This window comes from Nocardiopsis alba DSM 43377, from assembly GCF_000341225.1.
In the GTDB taxonomy this organism is placed as follows: Bacteria; Actinomycetota; Actinomycetes; order Streptosporangiales; family Streptosporangiaceae; genus Nocardiopsis; species Nocardiopsis alba.
This window is the reverse complement of the sequence record NZ_ANAC01000021.1, coordinates 101,435-118,525: the sequence shown is the minus strand read 5'-3', so window position 1 is coordinate 118,525 and position 17,091 is coordinate 101,435. Positions and strand designations below refer to the sequence as shown.

The window sequence follows — 17,091 nt, the reverse complement described above, 5'->3', positions numbered from 1 at the left end:
GGCCGGACGGCGGATCATTCTCCGCCGTCCGGCCCCGCCCGAGGGTGAGGGTCGATCAGAACCCGTAGTTGTACAGGGAACCGCCCGGGTAGACGGTGCCGACACCGTCGCGGTAGGCGTAACCGCCGTAGGAGGCGCCCTCGACGAAGGTCCAACCGCCCAGGGTGCGACCACCCAGGCCGACGTACCAGCCCGCGGCGTTCGGGTCGGTGTAGGCGCGCAGGGCGAAGTGGATGTGCGCGCCGGTCGTGGAGCCACCGGCGCAGAGGCTGTTGCCCTGGGTGCCCAGGTAGTGGCCGACGCCGACGTTGTTACCGGGCAGCCACTGGTAGTCCTCCAGGTGGTAGTAGTCCGTGGAGTAGCCGTTGTCGTGGATGACGCGGGTCCAGCCGCTGCACAACGAGTAGGCGTAGCCGCCTCGGGCCGCCCGGGCCTGACCGTTGCCGCCGGCGAAGTCCACCGAGCTGTAGGGCGGACCGGAGCTGAAGCCGTGCGGGCCGCCGGTCATCACCATCGAGGTGCCGATGGAGAAGGGCAGACCGACCCCGGTGTAGGCCATGAGGGAGATCTGCTCGGGGTCGGTGGAGGCGGCCACGGTCTCACGCTGTTCCGTGTCCATGAGGTCGGAGCCGGCGAGGATCTCGGAGAACTCCTCGGTCCCCTCCAGGCCGACCTCCCAACCGTCGGAGTCGAGTTCGGCGGCGAACAGCCAGGCGTAGGGCTCCTCGCCCTCGACCTCGGGCGCGGTGACGATGGCGACCCCGAAGGCCGCGTCGTCGGAGGTCTCCCGGATGTCCACGCGGACGTCACGGTCCTGGGCGTCCAGGGTGGAGAGTTCGGTGGATCGGAAGTCCAGGACGTCGTCGATGACGGACTCGGCCAGGGCGTCCTCCGCGTCCAAGGCGGACGATGCTCCGGGAACGTCCACCTCCGTCGCGTCGAAGATGATCTCGACGTTGTCCGCGGCGGTGTAGGGCTCGATGGCCGGTTCCGCGGAGGCGGGCACGACCGTCGAGACGACGAGCGCCGCGGCCGCGGTCAACGCGAGAGTGCCGGCGGGAAGGAATCGGGGGGTGGGGGTGGGCAGTGTCAACGCCTCTCCTGGGGGAGTCGAGGGAACGGGGTATGACACCACAACCTTCGATCGTGGCTACCGCAGAGTAACCGGGGTCCCGGGGGCGGACAAGAGGGGCAGACGATGAAGGATCGGGGAACGTTCGGTTCGCGCGAGATCGGTACCGAGTGCCGCTCGCCGTTCGGTTCACGACACCTCGGGACCCCGTCTCACCTGGGACGCACGCCCTCCAGGGAGAGAAGGTGACGCTTTCTCTCCAGCCCGCCCGCGTAGCCGGTGAGACTCCCGTCGGCCCCGATGACCCGGTGGCAGGGCACGATCACACTGATGGGGTTGCGGCCGTTGGCCGTGCCCACCGCACGGGAGGCGGTCGGCCGGCCCAGTTCCTCGGCGAGCCGACCGTAGCCGGTGGTCTCCCCGTACGGGATGGTGGTCAGGGCCCGCCACACCCGGAGCTGCCAGGCGGTCCCGGCCGGGGCCAGAGGCAGATCGAACTCGCGCAACTCTCCGGCGAAGTAGGCGTTCAACTGCCGTTCGACCTCGACGAAGGGCGCGGCGTCGGCGATCCAGCCTTCGGGGATCCGGCGTGGGCTCTCGTCCTTGGAGAGCGTCCACACGCCTCCCAGGGACTCGCCGTCCCCGAACAGCAGTAGTTCGCCCAAGGGGGAGTCCATGGTCGCGTACCGAGTGGGGCCCGGCAGGGGCGTCCGGAAACGGACCGCCGGCACCCTGGCGGGTTCCGTCGCCTCGGGCAGGTCCAGTGGGAGGGTCTCCTGGTCGGTGTGGATCATCGTCCTCGTCGTTCCTCTCGGCTCCGTCGTTCTTCCATCCCGGTGGACGACGCCCATAGCAGGTGGGTGGCGTAGGAACGCCAAGGGCTCCAGTCCCGGGCCCTGGCGCGCGCGGCCGCGGGGGTCGCCGTCTCGCCGGACCTCTCCAAGGCCTGCCGGACCCCCAGGTCGGTCTCCAGGAACACGTCCGGGTCGCCGAGCCCGCGCATTCTGGTGTATCGGGCGGTCCAGGGACCGATACCGCGTAGTTCCACCAGCCGTCGTTCCGCCTCGTCCCGGTCGCAGCCCGGCCCCAGGTCGATCCGGCCGGAGGCGATCGCCTCGGCCAGTCCGACCAGGGCCCGGCTCCGCGCCCTGGTCAGTGGAAGGTCGTCCGGGCTCGCCGCCGCCAGGTCCTCAGGCGTGGGGAAGGTGTGGGTGAGACCCCCGTCGGGGGTCTCCAAGGGACGTCCGAACCGTTCCACCAGCCGTCCCGCCAGAGTACGCGCCGCTCGGACCGAGACCTGTTGACCGAGGACGGCGCGGAAGGCGGGCTCGGCCGGGTCCACCTGACCCGGGGAGCGTACGCCCGGGTGCGCGCGCAGGGTCGGGCCCAGGATCGGGTCGGCTCCGAGGACGTCGGCGACCGCCTCCGGATCGGCGTCCAGGTCCAGGAGGTCGCGGCAGCGTCGGACCGCGCCGGCCAGATCACGGGGGTCGGTCAGGCGCAGGCGGCAGGCCACGTGCCCACCGGCCCGGCCGGTCCCGGGGGAGAGTTCGACGGTTCCGGTTCCGTGCGGGAGCCGGAGGGCGCGTCGGTAGATCCCGTCCGTGTACTCCTCGACGCCGGGGACGGCCCGGTCCCCGAGGAAGGCGAGCGTGCCCTCCAGGTCGATGGGGCTTCGGTAGGGCAGGCGCAGGGTGATCGTGCCGGAGCCGGTCGCGGTGGCCCGGCCGGCCGCCGCCTCGCGCATACGGCTCGGGGAACGGTCGTAGACGGCGCGCATGGTCTCGTTGAACTGGCGGACGCTCGAGAATCCGGCGGCGAAGGCGGCGTCGGCCATCGGCATGTCGGTGGTCTCCACCAGGATCCGCGCGGTGTGCGCGCGCTCGGTCCGGGCCAGGGCCAGGGTGCTCGCGCCGGTCTCGCCGGTGAGCAGACGGTTCAGCTGGCGTTCGCTGTAGCCCAGGGCGGCGGCCACGGAGCCCACGCCGCCCCGGTCGACGGCACCGTCCCTGATGAGTCGGACGGCGCGGCCCACGACGTCGGCCCGCAGGTTCCATTCGGGAGAACCGGGAACGGTGTCGGGGCGGCAGCGCTTGCAGGCGCGGAACCCCGATTCCTGGGCCGCGGCGGCGGATCGGTAGAAGCGGACGTTCCTTCGCAGCGGGGTGATCGCGGGGCAGCTCGGGCGGCAGTAGACGCCGGTGGTGAGCACGGCCGTGTAGAACACCCCGTCGAATCGGGCGTCTCTACTGTGCACCGCGCGGTAGCGCTGTTCGTCGTCCATCACGCCACCCATGTTCGCCGAGCGGGGTGACGCTCCGCCGGCGGTTTTCGGACATGGAGGTCGGGTCAGGCGCCCCGGTCGGTCTCCCCGGTGATCTCGGGGGCGGCGTCGTGTTCCACGAGGTACTGGATGTAGACCGGGCGCAGGGCCTCCTGCACCTTCGGGTCCTGTTCCGAGGAGAGCGCCTCGTAGAGGAGTCCCGAGACCTGGGCGACGCTCGCCTCGCTGGCGTCCGTGTTGCCCGCGACCGCCTCGGCCGCGGGGATGAGACCGAGCAGTTTCCAGAAGAACCGTACGTCCCACCGTTGCCGCGCCAGTTCGATGGCGCGTTCGCGCAGGTCCTCGGTGCTGGTGTTCGCGAAACCGTTGACGTTGTCGTCCATGGACGGAAGATACCCGCACCCGTGCCCGCCACCCATGGGTGACCTGCGTTACTCTGCTCAGGAGTTCATCATCTCCTCCCCGGCGCCCGGGGAGCCCCCACAAGGGGTGCCGGGTGTGGACGGGGAACGTAGTGAGGGGTTAGTCATGGCCGAGGCCACCGCACGTGTCGTCGTCGCGAAGCCGGGACTGGACGGGCACGACCGAGGGGTCAAGATCGTGGCCCGGGTCCTGCGCGACGCGGGTGTCGAGGTCATCTACACCGGCCTGCGGCAGACCCCGGAGATGATCGTGTCCGCGGCGCTCCAGGAGGACGCCGACGCGATCGGACTGTCGGTGTTGTCGGGCGCCCACATGACCATGTTCGGTCGGGTCATGGAGTTGCTGCGCGAGAACGACGCCACCGACATCAAGGTGTTCGGCGGGGGGATCATCCCCGAGGCCGACATCGCCGAGCTGGAGGGGATGGGGGTGGCCCGGATCTTCACGCCGGGAGCGCCCACCGAGGAGATCGCCGACTGGGTCCGGGAGAACATCCGTCCGTCGCACACCGTCTGAGGGCTCCGTGACGTTGATCGCACTCGGGCGGGTGCCCCTCCAGGGGTGAAACGTCCCCGAAGTGTGTTATCCGCCGTGTCTCTGGTCACAGATTTTCCCACGTGAACGTGGATGGAGCGCCGCATGAGCGGCTTTTGTGCGCAGGGGCACCGGGAGAACGTCGCCCCGGTGTCAGATCGCGGGATCCCGGGCGACTAAGCTTTGCGCATGTCGCGGGTGGCAACGCCGCGGCGATCTCGATCTTGAGTAGGCGGCTCGACCCTCATGGGGTCGGTGTCGTGTGACACGCCCTTCGTGCGTCACCGCCGATCCGGACACGCCACCCCGGTACACACTTGAGCCAGCGAGTTACAAGGACGGACCCTCGTGGACCTGTTCGAATACCAGGCGAAGGAACTCTTCGCAGAGTACGGGGTTCCCGTACCCCAGGGGAAGGTGGCGAGCACGGCCGCTGAGGCGCGTGCCATCGCTGATGAGTTCGCCGCCGCGGGCAAGCCCCGCGTCGTCGTGAAGGCCCAGGTCAAGACCGGTGGCCGTGGTAAGGCCGGCGGCGTCAAGGTCGCAGAGGGCCCCGAGGACGCTCAGGCCAAGGCCGAGCAGATCCTCGGAATGGACATCAAGGGCCACACGGTCCACCGTGTCCTGGTCGAGGAGGCGAGTGACATCGCCGAGGAGTACTACTTCTCCTTCCTCCTGGACCGCGCCAACCGTGACTTCCTCTCCATCTGCTCCGCCGAGGGCGGCATGGAGATCGAGGAGGTCGCCGAGACCAACCCCGACGCCGTCGCGAAGATCTCGATCAACGCGTTGCAGGGCGCTCCGGCGGACATCGCCGCCGAGATCGTCAAGGCGGGCAAGCTGCCCGAGGCCGCCGCCGCCGGTGCGGCCGAGGTCATCACCAAGCTGTGGGACGCCTTCGTCGGCAAGGACGCCACCCTGGTCGAGGTGAACCCGCTCATCCTGACCAAGGACGGCCGGGTCGTCGCCCTCGACGGCAAGGTGACCCTGGACGAGAACGCCGAGTTCCGCCAGGACCTGGAGAGCCTGACCTTCGCCGAGGAGGGCGACCCCCTGGAGGTCGCCGCCAAGGCCAAGGGCCTCAACTACGTCAAGCTCGACGGCGAGGTCGGCATCATCGGTAACGGTGCCGGTCTGGTCATGTCGACCCTGGACGTGGTCGCCTACGCCGGTGAGGAGCACGGTGGGGTCAAGCCCGCCAACTTCCTCGACATCGGTGGCGGCGCCTCGGCCGAGGTCATGGCCAACGGCCTGGAGATCATCCTGGGCGACCCCGCCGTCAAGAGCGTGTTCGTCAACGTCTTCGGTGGCATCACCGCCTGCGACGCCGTCGCGAACGGCATCGTCCAGGCGCTGGAGCTTCTGGAGGAGCGCGGCGACGACGTCAGCAAGCCGCTGGTCGTCCGTCTGGACGGCAACAACGCCGAGCTGGGCCGCAAGATCCTCGACGATCGCGCCCACCCGGCCGTTCGACGGGTCGACACTATGGACGGCGCCGCCGCTCAGGCCGCCGAGCTCGCGGCGAAGTAGGGGACAGGACACCATGGCTATCTTCCTGAACAAGGACAGCAAGGTGCTGGTCCAGGGCATGACCGGCTCTGAGGGCACCAAGCACACCCGCCGGATGCTGGCTTCGGGCACCGACATCGTCGGTGGCGTGAACCCGCGCAAGGCCGGTCAGAAGGTCGACTTCGACGGCACCGAGGTGCCGGTCTTCGGCTCCGTCGCCGAGGGCATGGAGGCCACCGGCGCCGACGTCACCGTGATCTTCGTTCCGCCGAAGTTCACCAAGGACGCCGTCATCGAGGCCATCGACGCCGAGATCGGTCTGGCCGTCGTGATCACCGAGGGCATCCCGGTCCACGACACCGCCGCCTTCTGGGCCTACGCCGGCTCCAAGGGCAACAAGACCCGTATCATCGGCCCGAACTGCCCCGGTCTCATCACCCCGGGTCAGTCCAACGCCGGCATCATCCCGGCCGACATCACGAAGCCGGGCCGTATCGGCCTGGTCTCGAAGTCGGGCACGCTCACCTACCAGATGATGTACGAGCTGCGCGACATCGGCTTCTCGTCCGCCGTCGGCATCGGTGGCGACCCGATCATCGGCACCACCCACATCGACGCCCTGGCCGCCTTCGAGGCGGACCCGGACACCGACGTGATCGTGATGATCGGTGAGATCGGTGGCGACGCCGAGGAGCGTGCCGCCGACTTCATCAAGGACAACGTGACCAAGCCGGTCGTCGGCTACGTCGCGGGCTTCACCGCCCCGGAGGGCAAGACCATGGGCCACGCCGGCGCCATCGTCTCCGGTTCCTCCGGTACGGCCGCCGCCAAGAAGGAGGCCCTCGAGGCCGTCGGCGTCAAGGTCGGCAAGACCCCGAGCGAGACCGCCCGTCTGGCGCGCGAGCTCTTCTAGGGTTCCTCGACCCTCGGGTCGAACACGGCTCCGCCCCGTCACCGTTCTCCGGTGGTGGGGCGGAGCCGTTCGTGTACCGGGGTCAGCCTTCGTCGATCTCCCGGGGGCCGCCCCGTTTCCCGTGACGGCGGTTGTAGGCGATCTGGCCGACGAGGGGGCCGATCACGATCAGGCAGAAGACACCCAGGAAGACCGCGATGGAGGTGATGTCCCCGCCGATGAAGGTGGGGACGCCCCACACCAGGAGCAGGAACCCTCCCCACCCCATGAGCGCGCCGACGTTCCTTCCGGGGTTCTTGCGGTCGACCTCGTCGTGGTCGTCGTCCCGTTCGGCCGGGGGCGCGGGGCTCTTCGAAGGCACGGGGGCGTTCTCCGCGGTGGGGCCGTCGACCATGGAGGCGGGCCACAGGGCTCGAGGCAGGTCGTCGAAGAGCGGACGCAGGTCGGTGTCGGTGATCGCGTGCAGGGCGGTCTCGGAGCGGCGTTCGTGCTCGTCCAGATCCAGCCGTCCCTCTTGAAGAGCCGTGCGCAGATGAAGCAGGGCCTCGTCGCGTTCGGCGTCGGAGAGGCGGTAACCGCGGCCGGGTGTCGGCTCTGTCATGGGGTTCCTTCGCGGGGGCAGGGGTCGTACGTCCTGGGACGTATCTTCTTCGTTCCCGGTTCCGCGGCTCCGACGCGGGTACGACACGCGCGGCGGGGATACCACGGAGCATTCCGGTCCCTGGCAGCATAAGTCGGGTGAGTACGCCAGGAACTCCCCCTGACCGAGGCCGAGTGTCGAAGACGGGCACCGCCGCCGACACGGCCGAGCCCCGCCCGATCTATTCCACGGGTGGGATAGCCGCCGCCTCCGCCGCCGGTATCGGCGTGGCGGTGATCGTCACGTTCACCATGGTCGGTTGGGTGGCCGCGCCCCATGACACCTTCGGTGAGGACATCGCCGATCTGCTGCGCGGGGCCGTCCTGGCCTGGCTGGTGGGCCACCATGTCTCCTTCGCCATCCCCGAAGGGCAGATCAGTCTGCTGCCCATGGGGCTGGTGTTGTTGCCCGGGCTGCTGTTGTACCGGTTCGGGCGTTGGCTGGCCCGTAACTGCGAGATCGGGCGGCTGCGGCACGTGTACCGGGCCGCGCTGGCCATCGCCGGCCCCTACGCGGCCATCGCGGGCACGCTCGCCCTGCTCGCGCGCACCGATGTGGTCGAGCCGAGCATGCCGCGCGCTCTGCTGATGGGTTTCGTGATCGCGTTCATCTCCGGGGGAGCGGGGGTGCTCCGTCAACTCATGCGGGACAAGGGGGTCGCGGCGGGTGATCTGCTCGCCCTGATGCCGGACCGTACGCGTTCGCTCATGGTGGGGATGCTGATGTCGGCGGGCACGCTGCTGGCCGGCGGGGTGGTGCTGTTCCTGGCGGCGTTGGCGTTCTCCCTGCCGGACGCGATCGCCATCACCCGCTCGTTGGCCCCCGGTGTGGTCGGCGGCGCGCTGCTGTTGATCGTCCAGTTGGCCTACCTGCCGAACGCGGTGATCTTCGCGGTCTGCTACTCGCTCGGTCCGGGGTTCGCGCTGGGCGCGGAGACGGTGGTGGCGCCGACCGGGGTGTCGGTGGGCGCCCTGCCGGCCCTGCCGTTGCTGGCGGCGGTGCCCGCCAACGGGGCGGCGCCGATGTTGTCGTTGGCGGCGTTGGCGGTGCCGTTCCTGGCCGGGACCATCGGTGGCGTGCTGACCCAGCGCAGCGCTCCGGACGTGGTGAGCGAGGCGGCCCCGTTGTGGGGGTTCGTGTGCGGGGTGACCACGGGCATCCTGTACGCGGCCCTGGCGGGGGTGGCGGGGGGTTCCCTCGGCGCCCAGAGGATGACCGATGTGGGCCCGTCCGCCTGGCAGGTGGGGCTGGTGGCCGCCCTGGAGGTGGGCGTGGCCGCGGCCGTCGCGGCGTGGGTCGCCAACTGGTGGTACACGCGGGAACCGCGCCGTGGGGGCGAGGCCGCCCCCCGGAACGAGGTCTCCGTTCCGGAGAAGGTCTCCGACGGGGCTCCCGTGGCGGTGGAGCTGCCGCCGGACGTTCCGGTGGGCAAGGGCCTGGCCACGGTCACCCCGCTCCGGGCCCGTGAGGACGATGAGCCCGGGGAGGGGGCGGAACCGGAGGAGGCCGGTATCGCCGAGCGCCGTGCCGAACTGCGGCGCCGTCGGAAGGCGCGCAGGCACGATCGTTCCCTGGAGCGGCGTGCCCGTAAGGAGGCCCGCAGGGAGCTGCGCTCTCGGCGTCGGGAGGACAAGGGCGGTCGGTGGCGTCGTGGCGCTTCGGACGAGCCCTCCGAGGAGGAGATGTACGGCATCACCTACGAGGCCGCTCCGGAGGACGTGGACCCCGCCCCTCGGTCCTGAGAGGGGCCTGCGCAGGTACGACGAAGGGCACGGCCCGGTGGCCGTGCCCTTCGTGTTCCGTCGGTCCGCCTACTCGGCCGGCGGCCGGGGACGGCGCTTCTCGGGCTCGAAGATGGCGTTCACCAGGTCGGTGCACCACTTGAGCAGTTCCAGGTCGCGCAGCGGCCTGCCGCCGATCCCGCCGGCCTTGGGGACCGGGACCAGGAGGGTCCTGGTGCTCTCCTTGTAGATCGACTTGGGATACATCCGGCGCAGACGCAGTTCCTGGGATTCACGCAGCTCCACGGGGGAGAAGCGGATCTGGTTGCCCTGCATGACCACGTCGGCCAGGCCCGCCGAGCGGGCCAGGACCCGGAATCGGGCCACCGCCATCAGGTTGTTCACCGGCTGGGGCGGGGCGCCGTAGCGGTCGGTGAGCTCCTCGTAGGCGGAGAGGATGTCCTCCTCTCCGGTCACGCTCGCGATGCGCTTGTACGACTGGAGACGGAGCCGTTCACCCGGTACGTAGTCGTGCGGGATGTGCGCGTTGATGGGCAGTTCGACCTTGGTCTCGATCTCCTCGGCGGCCTCCGGGTCGCCCTTGAGCTCGGCCACGGCCTCACCGACCATGCGCACGTACAGGTCGAAGCCGACCCCGGCGATGGTCCCGGACTGCTCGGCGCCCAGGATGTTGCCGGCGCCGCGGATCTCCAGGTCCTTCATGGCCACGTACATGCCGGCGCCGGTCTCGGTGTGCTGGGCCACCGTGGCGAGCCGCTCGTAGGCGGTCTCGGTGAGCGGTTTCTCCGGCGGGTAGAGGAAGTAGGCGTAGGCGCGTTCGCGGCCGCGTCCGACCCGGCCCCGGAGCTGGTGCAGCTGGGAGAGGCCGTAGGTGTCGGCGCGGTCGATGATGAGGGTGTTGGCGTTGGGCACGTCCAGGCCGGACTCGACGATGGTCGTGGAGACCAGGACGTCGAAGTTCTTCTCCCAGAAGTCCACCATCACCTTTTCGAGCTGTTGCTCGTTCATCTGGCCGTGCGCGTAGGCCACGCGGGCCTCGGGGACCAGGCGTTTGATGGAGGCGGCCACCTTGTCGATGGAGGCCACCCGGTTGTGCACGAAGAAAACCTGGCCCTCGCGCATCAGTTCGCGTCGGATCGCCGCGGTGATCTGCTTGTCCTCGTAGGGGCCCACGAAGGTCAGCACCGGGTGACGTTCCTCCGGCGGCGTGAGGATGGTGGTCATCTCGCGGATGCCGGTCAGGCCCATCTCCAGGGTGCGGGGGATGGGGGTGGCCGACATGGCGAGCACGTCCACCTGGGTGCGCAGCCGCTTCAGCGCCTCCTTGTGCTCCACGCCGAAGCGCTGCTCCTCGTCGATGATGACCAGGCCCAGGTCCTTGAAGCGGGTCTCCTGGGAGAGCAGACGGTGGGTGCCGATGACCACGTCGACCTCACCGGTGCGCAGCCCCTCGCGGGTGACCTCGACCTCGCCGTCGGTCTGGAACCGCGACATCGGCTTGATGGTGACGGGGAAGGAGGCGTACCGCTCGGTGAACGTCGACAGGTGCTGTTGGACCAGCAGGGTGGTGGGCACCAGCACGGCGACCTGTTTGCCGTCCTGGACCGCCTTGAAGGCGGCGCGAACGGCCACCTCGGTCTTGCCGTAGCCGACGTCGCCGCAGATCAGCCGGTCCATCGGAACGGACCTGCCCATGTCCTTCTTGACCTCGTCGATGGCGGCCAGCTGGTCGGGCGTCTCCACGTAGGGGAAGGCGTCCTCCAGCTCGCGCTGCCAGGGCGTGTCCGGGCCGAAGGCGTGTCCCGGGGAGGCCTGGCGGGCCGAGTACAGGCGGATGAGGTCGCCGGCGATCTCGCGGACGACCTTGCGGGCCCTGCTCTTGGCCTTGCTCCACTCGGCGCCGCCCATCTTGGACAGGGTGGGCGCCTCGCCGCCCACGTACCGGGTGACCTCGCCGAGCTGTTCGGTGGGGACGAAGAGGCGGTCTCCGGGCTGGCCCCGCTTGGAGGGCGCGTACTCGATGAGCAGGTACTCGCGGGTGGCGCCCTGGATCTGGCGGCTGACCATCTCCAGGTAGCGGCCCACACCGTGCTGTTCGTGTACGACGTAGTCGCCGGGCTTGAGCTGGAGCGGGTCGACGGTGCCCCTGCGGCGGCTGGGCATGCGGCGCATGTCCCGGGTGGAGGAGCGCTGCCCCACCAGGTCGGTCTCGGTGAGCACCACCGTGTGTACCGAGCGCAGGAGGAAGCCGTGGTCGACCAGGCCGGTGGTGACGGTGGCGACGGCCTCCTTCGGGGGCCGGTCCAGGTCGTCGGTCCGGCTCGCGCCCAGGCCGGCGTCGCGCAGCATCGAGACGAGACGTTCGGCCGGGCCGTGGCCCTGGGTGACCAGCACGACGCTCCAGTTGTCGTGCAGCCAGCCCTTGATGTCGGCGAGGGCGCGTTCGGTGTCGCCGCGGTAGGAGTCGGCGGGCACGGCGCCCACGACCACCGCGTCGTCCTCCTCGGCGGTCCCGGTGTCCTCGTCGCCCGCGCTGAACGGGGTCAGACCCCACCAGGGCAGGTCGAGGTCGGAGGCGATCGAGCGCAGTTCGGCGATGGACATGTACGCCGATTCGCCGAGGTCGATGGGGGCCTCGCCGCCCGAGGCGGCGTTGATCCAGGAGGCGTCCAGGAACTCGGCGCTGGTGGCCTCCAGTTCCAGGGCGCGGGTGCGGATGCGTTCGGGGTCGCAGCCCACCACCATCGCGTTCTTCGCCAGGTAGGTGAGGAACGGTTCCATGCGGTCGGCGAGGACGGGGGCGAACGCCTCCATGCCCTCGACGGTCACGCCGTCGGCGATCTTGAGGAGGACCTCGGCCAGGGAGGGGTGCTCCTCGGCCAGGGCGCGGGCGCGGTCGCGGACGGTGTCGGTGAGCAGCAGCTCACGGCAGGGCGGAGCGAACAGTCCGGAGGCGGCGCCGCCGCGCGGGTCGTGGTTCTCTCCCTCGGGGCTGATGGAGCGCTGGTCGGCGACCTGGAAGTAGCGGATGTCCTCGACGGTGTCGCCCCAGAACTCCAGCCGCAGCGGGTGTTCCTCGGTGGGCGGGAAGACGTCCAGGATGCCGCCGCGGACGGCCATGTCGCCGCGCTTCTCGACCAGGTCCACGCGGGCGTATCCGGTGCCGGTGAGGGAGTCGACGACCTCTTCGAGCGACACCTCGTCCCCGGGGCGGATCCGTACGGGTTCGAGGTCGCCGAGCCCGGCCACCAGCGGTTGGAGGACGCTGCGGACCGGGGCGACGACCACGCGCAGCGGTGTGGTGAGCGGGTCCGAGGGGTCGGGGTGGGCCAGGCGGCGCAGGACCGCCAGCCGGCGCCCGACGGTGTCCGACCGAGGGGAGAGGCGCTCGTGCGGCAGGGTCTCCCAGGCGGGGAAGAGCGCGACCGAGTCGGCGGGCAGCAGCGAGCCCAGCGCGTCGGTCAGGTCGGCGGCCTCACGTTCGGTGGCGGTGACGGCGAGGACCGGTCGAGCGGCGCCCACGGGCGCGTCGGCCGCCAGCGCGCCCACCATGAAGGGGCGCAGTGCCGCCGGGGCGACGAGGTCGAGATGGGGATCGCGGCCGCCCCGGGCGGTCTCGATCGCGCTGTGCAGGGCCGGGTCCCGGGAGACGTCGGCGAGAAGTCCAGTAAGGCTCATAGCACCAGAGAGTGAAGTGGTCCGGTTCAGGCGTCGCGTCCTGCGGTACGTGCGGTGGCGGTGGTGGAGACGATCACGGCCGCGGGTCCCCTCGGTGACCCGTCCAGGCACGGGTGGGCCGCACGTGAGCTGGGCGGCCGCGCGTCGGATGGGTGTGTACCACCCGGTCTCCTTTCAGCTTATCCAGTCCGGAGGCGGCGTGGGGGACGGGTGCGCGGGGTCGTCGTCGACCGTTTCGGGTCGTTCCTCCCGCACCGGTTTCGGTGGGGACGACGACGGGGCACGATGACCAGAACCCACTATGAGCTGCCACTATTTCCGATTTCGGTGACTCGGCTCCTGGGCGGAGGTTCGGACGGGATTACTCTGGGGGCGATCCGGGACCATCCAGAGGGAGGGCGTACGTGGTGAGTGTGCACAGGCAGGCGGGCGGATCGGACCGGGAGCCCGGTCGTCGGACCGCCCCGGTGTTCGCTCCGGGGCCCGACGGTCTCGCCCACCTGGAACTCGTTCTCAACGGGGCCTATCCGTTCCCCGGTTTCATGGGGCGCGAGGACGCCGAATCGATCGAGGTCCGGGGCCGTCTTCTCGACGGTCGTCCCTGGCCGGTTCCGGTCACGTTGGAGGTGCCGGAGGGGCTCGCGGGAGAGGATCGGTTGATCCTCACCGACCCGGAGGGCGCTCCGCTGGCGGAACTGGCGGTGGGCGAGCACTGGAAGGGTTCGGAGGGAGACGAGGCCGCCCCGGTGGTCCACCGGTTGGCCGGTGACGTCACCATGTCGCGTCCGGCGATGTACGGGGCGCTGCGGGAACTGCGCGTCACCCCGGCCGAGGTGCGGGCTCAGCGTGAGCTCGATCCGACCGCCCACCAGCCGTTGTTGGCGGTGGTGACCGATCGTCCGCTGCACCATCGGGCCCTGCACCAGATCCGGGCCGAGGCCGACGCGCTGGGGCGTGACGGCGGTCGGGCCGAGGTGCTCGTGATCATCGACGCCCCCTTGGAGGACGAGGGCGCGGCGTCGGCGGTGCTGGCGGCAGAACCCCTGTTGCCTCCTCGGAGCGTGTTCGTGGTGGCCACCCTGCCCCGGTCGAGCAGGCGCGGGTCGGGTCCCTTCGGTGGTGAGTGGACCGAGCGCGACGCCGCTCTGGCCGCTCATGTGGCCGCCGCCTACGGCGCCACCCACATGCTGCTGGAGGCCGGTGGGCGCGGACCCGAGGTCGAGCGGGTGATGGCGCTGCGTCCGCCTTTGACGGTCCTGGACCCCGAACCGTGGCGGTACGACTCGGGTGAGGAACTGTGGAAGCCGTTCACCAGCGTCGATCCGGGGCGGGCACGACGTGAGCCCTCCGACGACGAGGTGGAGAACGAGTTGGCGCACGGCCGGGAGCTTCCCTCCTGGTTCACCCCGGCCCGGGTCGGGGCGGAGCTGGCCCGTCTGCGGCCGGCCCGGACCGAGCGCGGTCTCACCCTGCTGTTCACCGGGCTGTCCGGCTCGGGCAAGTCGACCATCGCCCGCGGCGTGTGCGACGGGATCCGGCGGGCGGGACGTCCGGTCACCCTCCTGGACGGTGACGTGGTGCGTCGCATGCTGTCCAAGGGGCTGACCTTCTCCCGTGAGGACCGTGAGCTCAACATCCGACGGATCGGCTACGTGGCCTCGGAGATCAACCGGCACGGTGGGGTGGCGGTGTGCGCGCCGATCGCCCCGTACGAGGCGGGGCGGGCCGAGGTGCGTGCCATGGTGGAGGAGTTCGGGGACTTCTTCCTGGTGCACGTGGCCACGCCGTTGGAGGTGTGCGAGGCTCGTGACCGCAAGGGCCTGTACGCCGAGGCCCGGGCCGGTAGGATCCCCGACTTCACCGGGATCTCCGGCCCCTACGAGGAACCGGTCGACGCCGACCTGGTGGTCGACACGGTGGACGCCGATCCGGCCGAGTCGGTGGCCGCGGTGATGGCGGCGCTGCGCGAGGGCGGTTGGCTCCCGGACCCGACCAGTACGTGAGTGAGGATCGATGACGGACGACGTCCGGCCCGCGGGCCATCGGGTGCTGCGCCTGGTGGAGGTGATGGAGACGCTGCGGCGGGAGTGCCCGTGGGACTCCTCCCAGACCCACGAGTCCTTGGCGAAGTATCTGATCCAGGAGTCCTACGAGACCCTGGAGACCATCGAGGAGGGCGATCACGCCCTGCTGCGCGAGGAGTTGGGCGACGTCCTGCTCCAGGTGGTCTTCCACGCGGCGATCGGTGCGGAGCGGCCCGAGGGGGATCCGGCGCGGTTCACCGTGGACGATGTCGCCGACGCCATCATCGACAAGATGACCCGACGTCACCCGCACGTGTTCGGCGGGGCGGAGGTGTCGGGCAGTGACGAGGTGCGGTCGAACTGGGAGGCCATCAAGGCGGCCGAGCGGGCGGAGAAGGCCCGTGCCGCCGGTGGTTCGGGGGAGTCCTCGGTGCTGGACGGGGTGCCCTTCGCCCAGCCCGCGGTGCTGTTGGCCTACGAGCTCCAAAAACGCGCGGTGCGCAACGGGTTCCCCGCCGATCTGGTGGGCGACGACGGCGCCGAGGGTGGCGAGCTGTTCGCCGCGGTGGCGACCGAGCGGGGCCGGGGGCGGGACGCCGAGACCGATCTGCGCGCGGCGGCGCGCAGGTTCGACGGTCGGGTCAGGGCGGCGGAGGAGGCCGCGCGCGCCGATGGTCGAGAGCCCCGTGAGCTGAGCGCCGAGGAGTGGCGAACCTACTGGTCGAAAACCGACAGGTAACCTCAAAAACCCTCAAATCGCGCTGATCAGTATTGACGCTGAAGTATGACGTGGAACACAGTGCTCCCGACCTCGGGTTCCTCCGTTCCGGCGCCCTCCGTCCTCGTGCCGGCCCCGAGGTCCACGCAGAGTGGAGCACCATGCGTCGTTTCGGTAACGCCCTCGCGGCGTTCAGCACCCGTTGGGTGCCGGACGCCTTCGTCTTCGCGGTCATCCTGTCCGGCCTGGTCTTCGGGATAGCGCTGTTCCTGACCGACCGGACCCCGGTCGAACTGGTCGGGGACTGGTACGGCGGGTTCTGGAACCTGCTCGAGTTCGGCATGCAGATGACCCTCGTGCTGGTCACCGGCTACGCCCTGGCCTCCTCGCCACCGGCCCGAAGGGCCATCGTCCGGGTGGCGGGGCTGGCCAGGGGGCCGATGTCCGCCGTGGGCGTCACCGCCCTGGGGGCCGCCCTGCTCGGCATCGTCCACTGGGGTCTGGGCCTCATCGCCGGCGCCCTGCTGGCCGTGGAGGTGGCCCGCTCCTGCAAGGACCGCGGGATCAAGGTACACTTCCCGCTGCTGGTGGCCGGCGGCTACCTCGGACTGATGGTCTGGCACAGCGGCCTGTCCGGGTCGGCGCCACTGCTGGTGAACACCCCAGGACACTTCCTGGAGGGCCAGATCGGTCTGGTCCCGCTCAGCGAGACCATCTTCCAACCGTTCAACCTGGTCTTCCTCGTGGTCGTCATCGTCGGGGCGCCGCTGCTGCTGATGAGCATGCACCCCAAGGCGGGAGAGGTCGAGGAGATCGACGACGCCCGCGACGAGCCCGACGCCGAGGGCGACCGGGGCTCCGGTGTCTTGGGCCCGAGCCCCACCCGGACCGAGATCCGTGCCCTCTCCCCGGCCCAGCGCCTCATGCACAGCCGGATCCTGGTCTACGCGGTGGTCGCGGTCGGCCTGGTCCACCTCGTCCCCGCCCTGGTCACCGACGGTGTCGTGGGCATGGACATCAACCTGCTCAACTTCACGTTCCTCATGGCCGGTCTGGGGCTGCACGGCACCCTGGCGAGCTACTCGACGGCCGCCGCCGAGGGCGCCAAGACCGCCGCGGCGGTGATCGTCCAGTTCCCGTTCTACGCCGGGATCATGGGCATCATGGACAGCTCCGGGCTGCTGGAGATCATCACCCAGTGGTTCATCTCCTTCTCCACCCCGTTCACCTATCCCTTCTGGGCCCTGATGAGCGCCGCCCTGGTCAACTTCGCGGTCCCCTCCGGCGGCGGCCAGTGGGCGGTCCAGGGACCCGTCGTCATCGGGGCCACCGAGTCCCTGGGGATCGCACCCGGCGTGGGTGTGATGGCGGTGGGCATGGGCGACCAGCTCACCAACGGCATCCAGCCCTTCTGGGCGCTGCCGCTGCTGGCCCTGGCCAGGCTCAGGGCGGGCCAGGTGCTCGGATACACGGCCGTGGTGATGATCTTCGCCATCGTCGTGGCCTCCCTGTGCATCACCTTCCTCACCTGACGCACTCGTGGCGGGAGGCGCG

Annotated in this window: 13 protein-coding genes; 7 read left to right on the top strand and 6 right to left on the bottom strand. The window is 70.3% G+C overall.

Annotated elements, in window-relative coordinates; genetic code table 11:
- Positions 1–55 precede the first annotated feature (55 nt).
- The 4 genes from D451_RS0120955 to D451_RS0120940 form a co-directional block, all read right to left on the bottom strand.
- Positions 56–1,093: a M23 family metallopeptidase gene (locus D451_RS0120955; RefSeq protein ID WP_017535872.1), complete on the bottom strand. Its 1,038-nt coding sequence runs from the start codon at positions 1,091–1,093 to the stop codon at positions 56–58.
- Between the two features lie 191 nt (positions 1,094–1,284).
- Positions 1,285–1,866: a methylated-DNA--[protein]-cysteine S-methyltransferase gene (locus D451_RS0120950; protein ID WP_014908244.1), complete on the bottom strand. Its 582-nt coding sequence runs from the start codon at positions 1,864–1,866 to the stop codon at positions 1,285–1,287.
- The gene (locus D451_RS0120945) at positions 1,863–3,356 is read right to left on the bottom strand and encodes a DNA-3-methyladenine glycosylase 2 (RefSeq protein WP_148281695.1); all 1,494 of its coding nucleotides are present in this window, start codon (positions 3,354–3,356) and stop codon (positions 1,863–1,865) included. Before D451_RS0120945 ends, D451_RS0120950 begins: the two co-directional genes overlap by 4 nt.
- 65 nt (positions 3,357–3,421) lie before the next feature.
- Positions 3,422–3,739 (bottom strand): hypothetical protein, encoded by a 318-nt coding sequence (locus tag D451_RS0120940; RefSeq protein WP_026125243.1) that lies wholly within the window; start codon positions 3,737–3,739, stop codon positions 3,422–3,424.
- Between the two features lie 145 nt (positions 3,740–3,884).
- On the opposite strand from D451_RS0120940, the gene D451_RS0120935 reads away from it, so the two are divergent.
- The 3 genes from D451_RS0120935 (at position 3,885) to sucD (ending at position 6,735) form a co-directional block, all read left to right on the top strand.
- A complete protein-coding gene (locus D451_RS0120935; RefSeq protein WP_017535869.1) occupies positions 3,885–4,295 on the top strand; it encodes a cobalamin B12-binding domain-containing protein in 411 nt (136 codons plus the stop codon).
- Between the two features lie 366 nt (positions 4,296–4,661).
- Positions 4,662–5,843, top strand: coding sequence for an ADP-forming succinate--CoA ligase subunit beta (gene sucC, locus D451_RS0120930; protein WP_014910146.1), 1,182 nt, complete (start codon positions 4,662–4,664; stop codon positions 5,841–5,843).
- A 13-nt stretch (positions 5,844–5,856) separates the two neighbouring features.
- Positions 5,857–6,735, top strand: a complete 879-nt coding sequence (sucD, locus tag D451_RS0120925) for a succinate--CoA ligase subunit alpha (RefSeq protein ID WP_014910114.1) — start codon at positions 5,857–5,859, stop codon at positions 6,733–6,735.
- Between the two features lie 82 nt (positions 6,736–6,817).
- Here sucD and D451_RS0120920 read toward each other — a convergent pair whose 3' ends face one another.
- Positions 6,818–7,336 (bottom strand): DUF1707 SHOCT-like domain-containing protein, encoded by a 519-nt coding sequence (locus tag D451_RS0120920; protein ID WP_014911177.1) that lies wholly within the window; start codon positions 7,334–7,336, stop codon positions 6,818–6,820.
- 173 nt (positions 7,337–7,509) lie between these two features.
- On the opposite strand from D451_RS0120920, the gene D451_RS0120915 reads away from it, so the two are divergent.
- Positions 7,510–9,117 (top strand): cell division protein PerM, encoded by a 1,608-nt coding sequence (locus D451_RS0120915; RefSeq protein ID WP_017535868.1) that lies wholly within the window; start codon positions 7,510–7,512, stop codon positions 9,115–9,117.
- 69 nt (positions 9,118–9,186) lie between these two features.
- Here D451_RS0120915 and mfd read toward each other — a convergent pair whose 3' ends face one another.
- The gene (gene mfd, locus D451_RS0120910; RefSeq protein ID WP_017535867.1) at positions 9,187–12,795 is read right to left on the bottom strand and encodes a transcription-repair coupling factor; all 3,609 of its coding nucleotides are present in this window, start codon (positions 12,793–12,795) and stop codon (positions 9,187–9,189) included.
- 404 nt (positions 12,796–13,199) lie between these two features.
- Here mfd and cysC point away from each other — a divergent pair, with 404 nt between their 5' ends.
- The 3 genes from cysC (at position 13,200) to D451_RS0120895 (ending at position 17,069) form a co-directional block, all read left to right on the top strand.
- Positions 13,200–14,798, top strand: a complete 1,599-nt coding sequence (cysC, locus tag D451_RS26770) for an adenylyl-sulfate kinase (RefSeq protein WP_017535866.1) — start codon at positions 13,200–13,202, stop codon at positions 14,796–14,798.
- Between the two features lie 10 nt (positions 14,799–14,808).
- The gene (locus D451_RS0120900; protein WP_014910474.1) at positions 14,809–15,558 is read left to right on the top strand and encodes a MazG family protein; all 750 of its coding nucleotides are present in this window, start codon (positions 14,809–14,811) and stop codon (positions 15,556–15,558) included.
- 140 nt (positions 15,559–15,698) lie between these two features.
- Positions 15,699–17,069 carry a short-chain fatty acid transporter gene (locus D451_RS0120895; protein ID WP_026125242.1) on the top strand — a complete coding sequence of 457 codons (1,371 nt, stop codon included), beginning with the start codon at positions 15,699–15,701 and terminating at the stop codon, positions 17,067–17,069.
- Positions 17,070–17,091 lie beyond the last annotated feature (22 nt).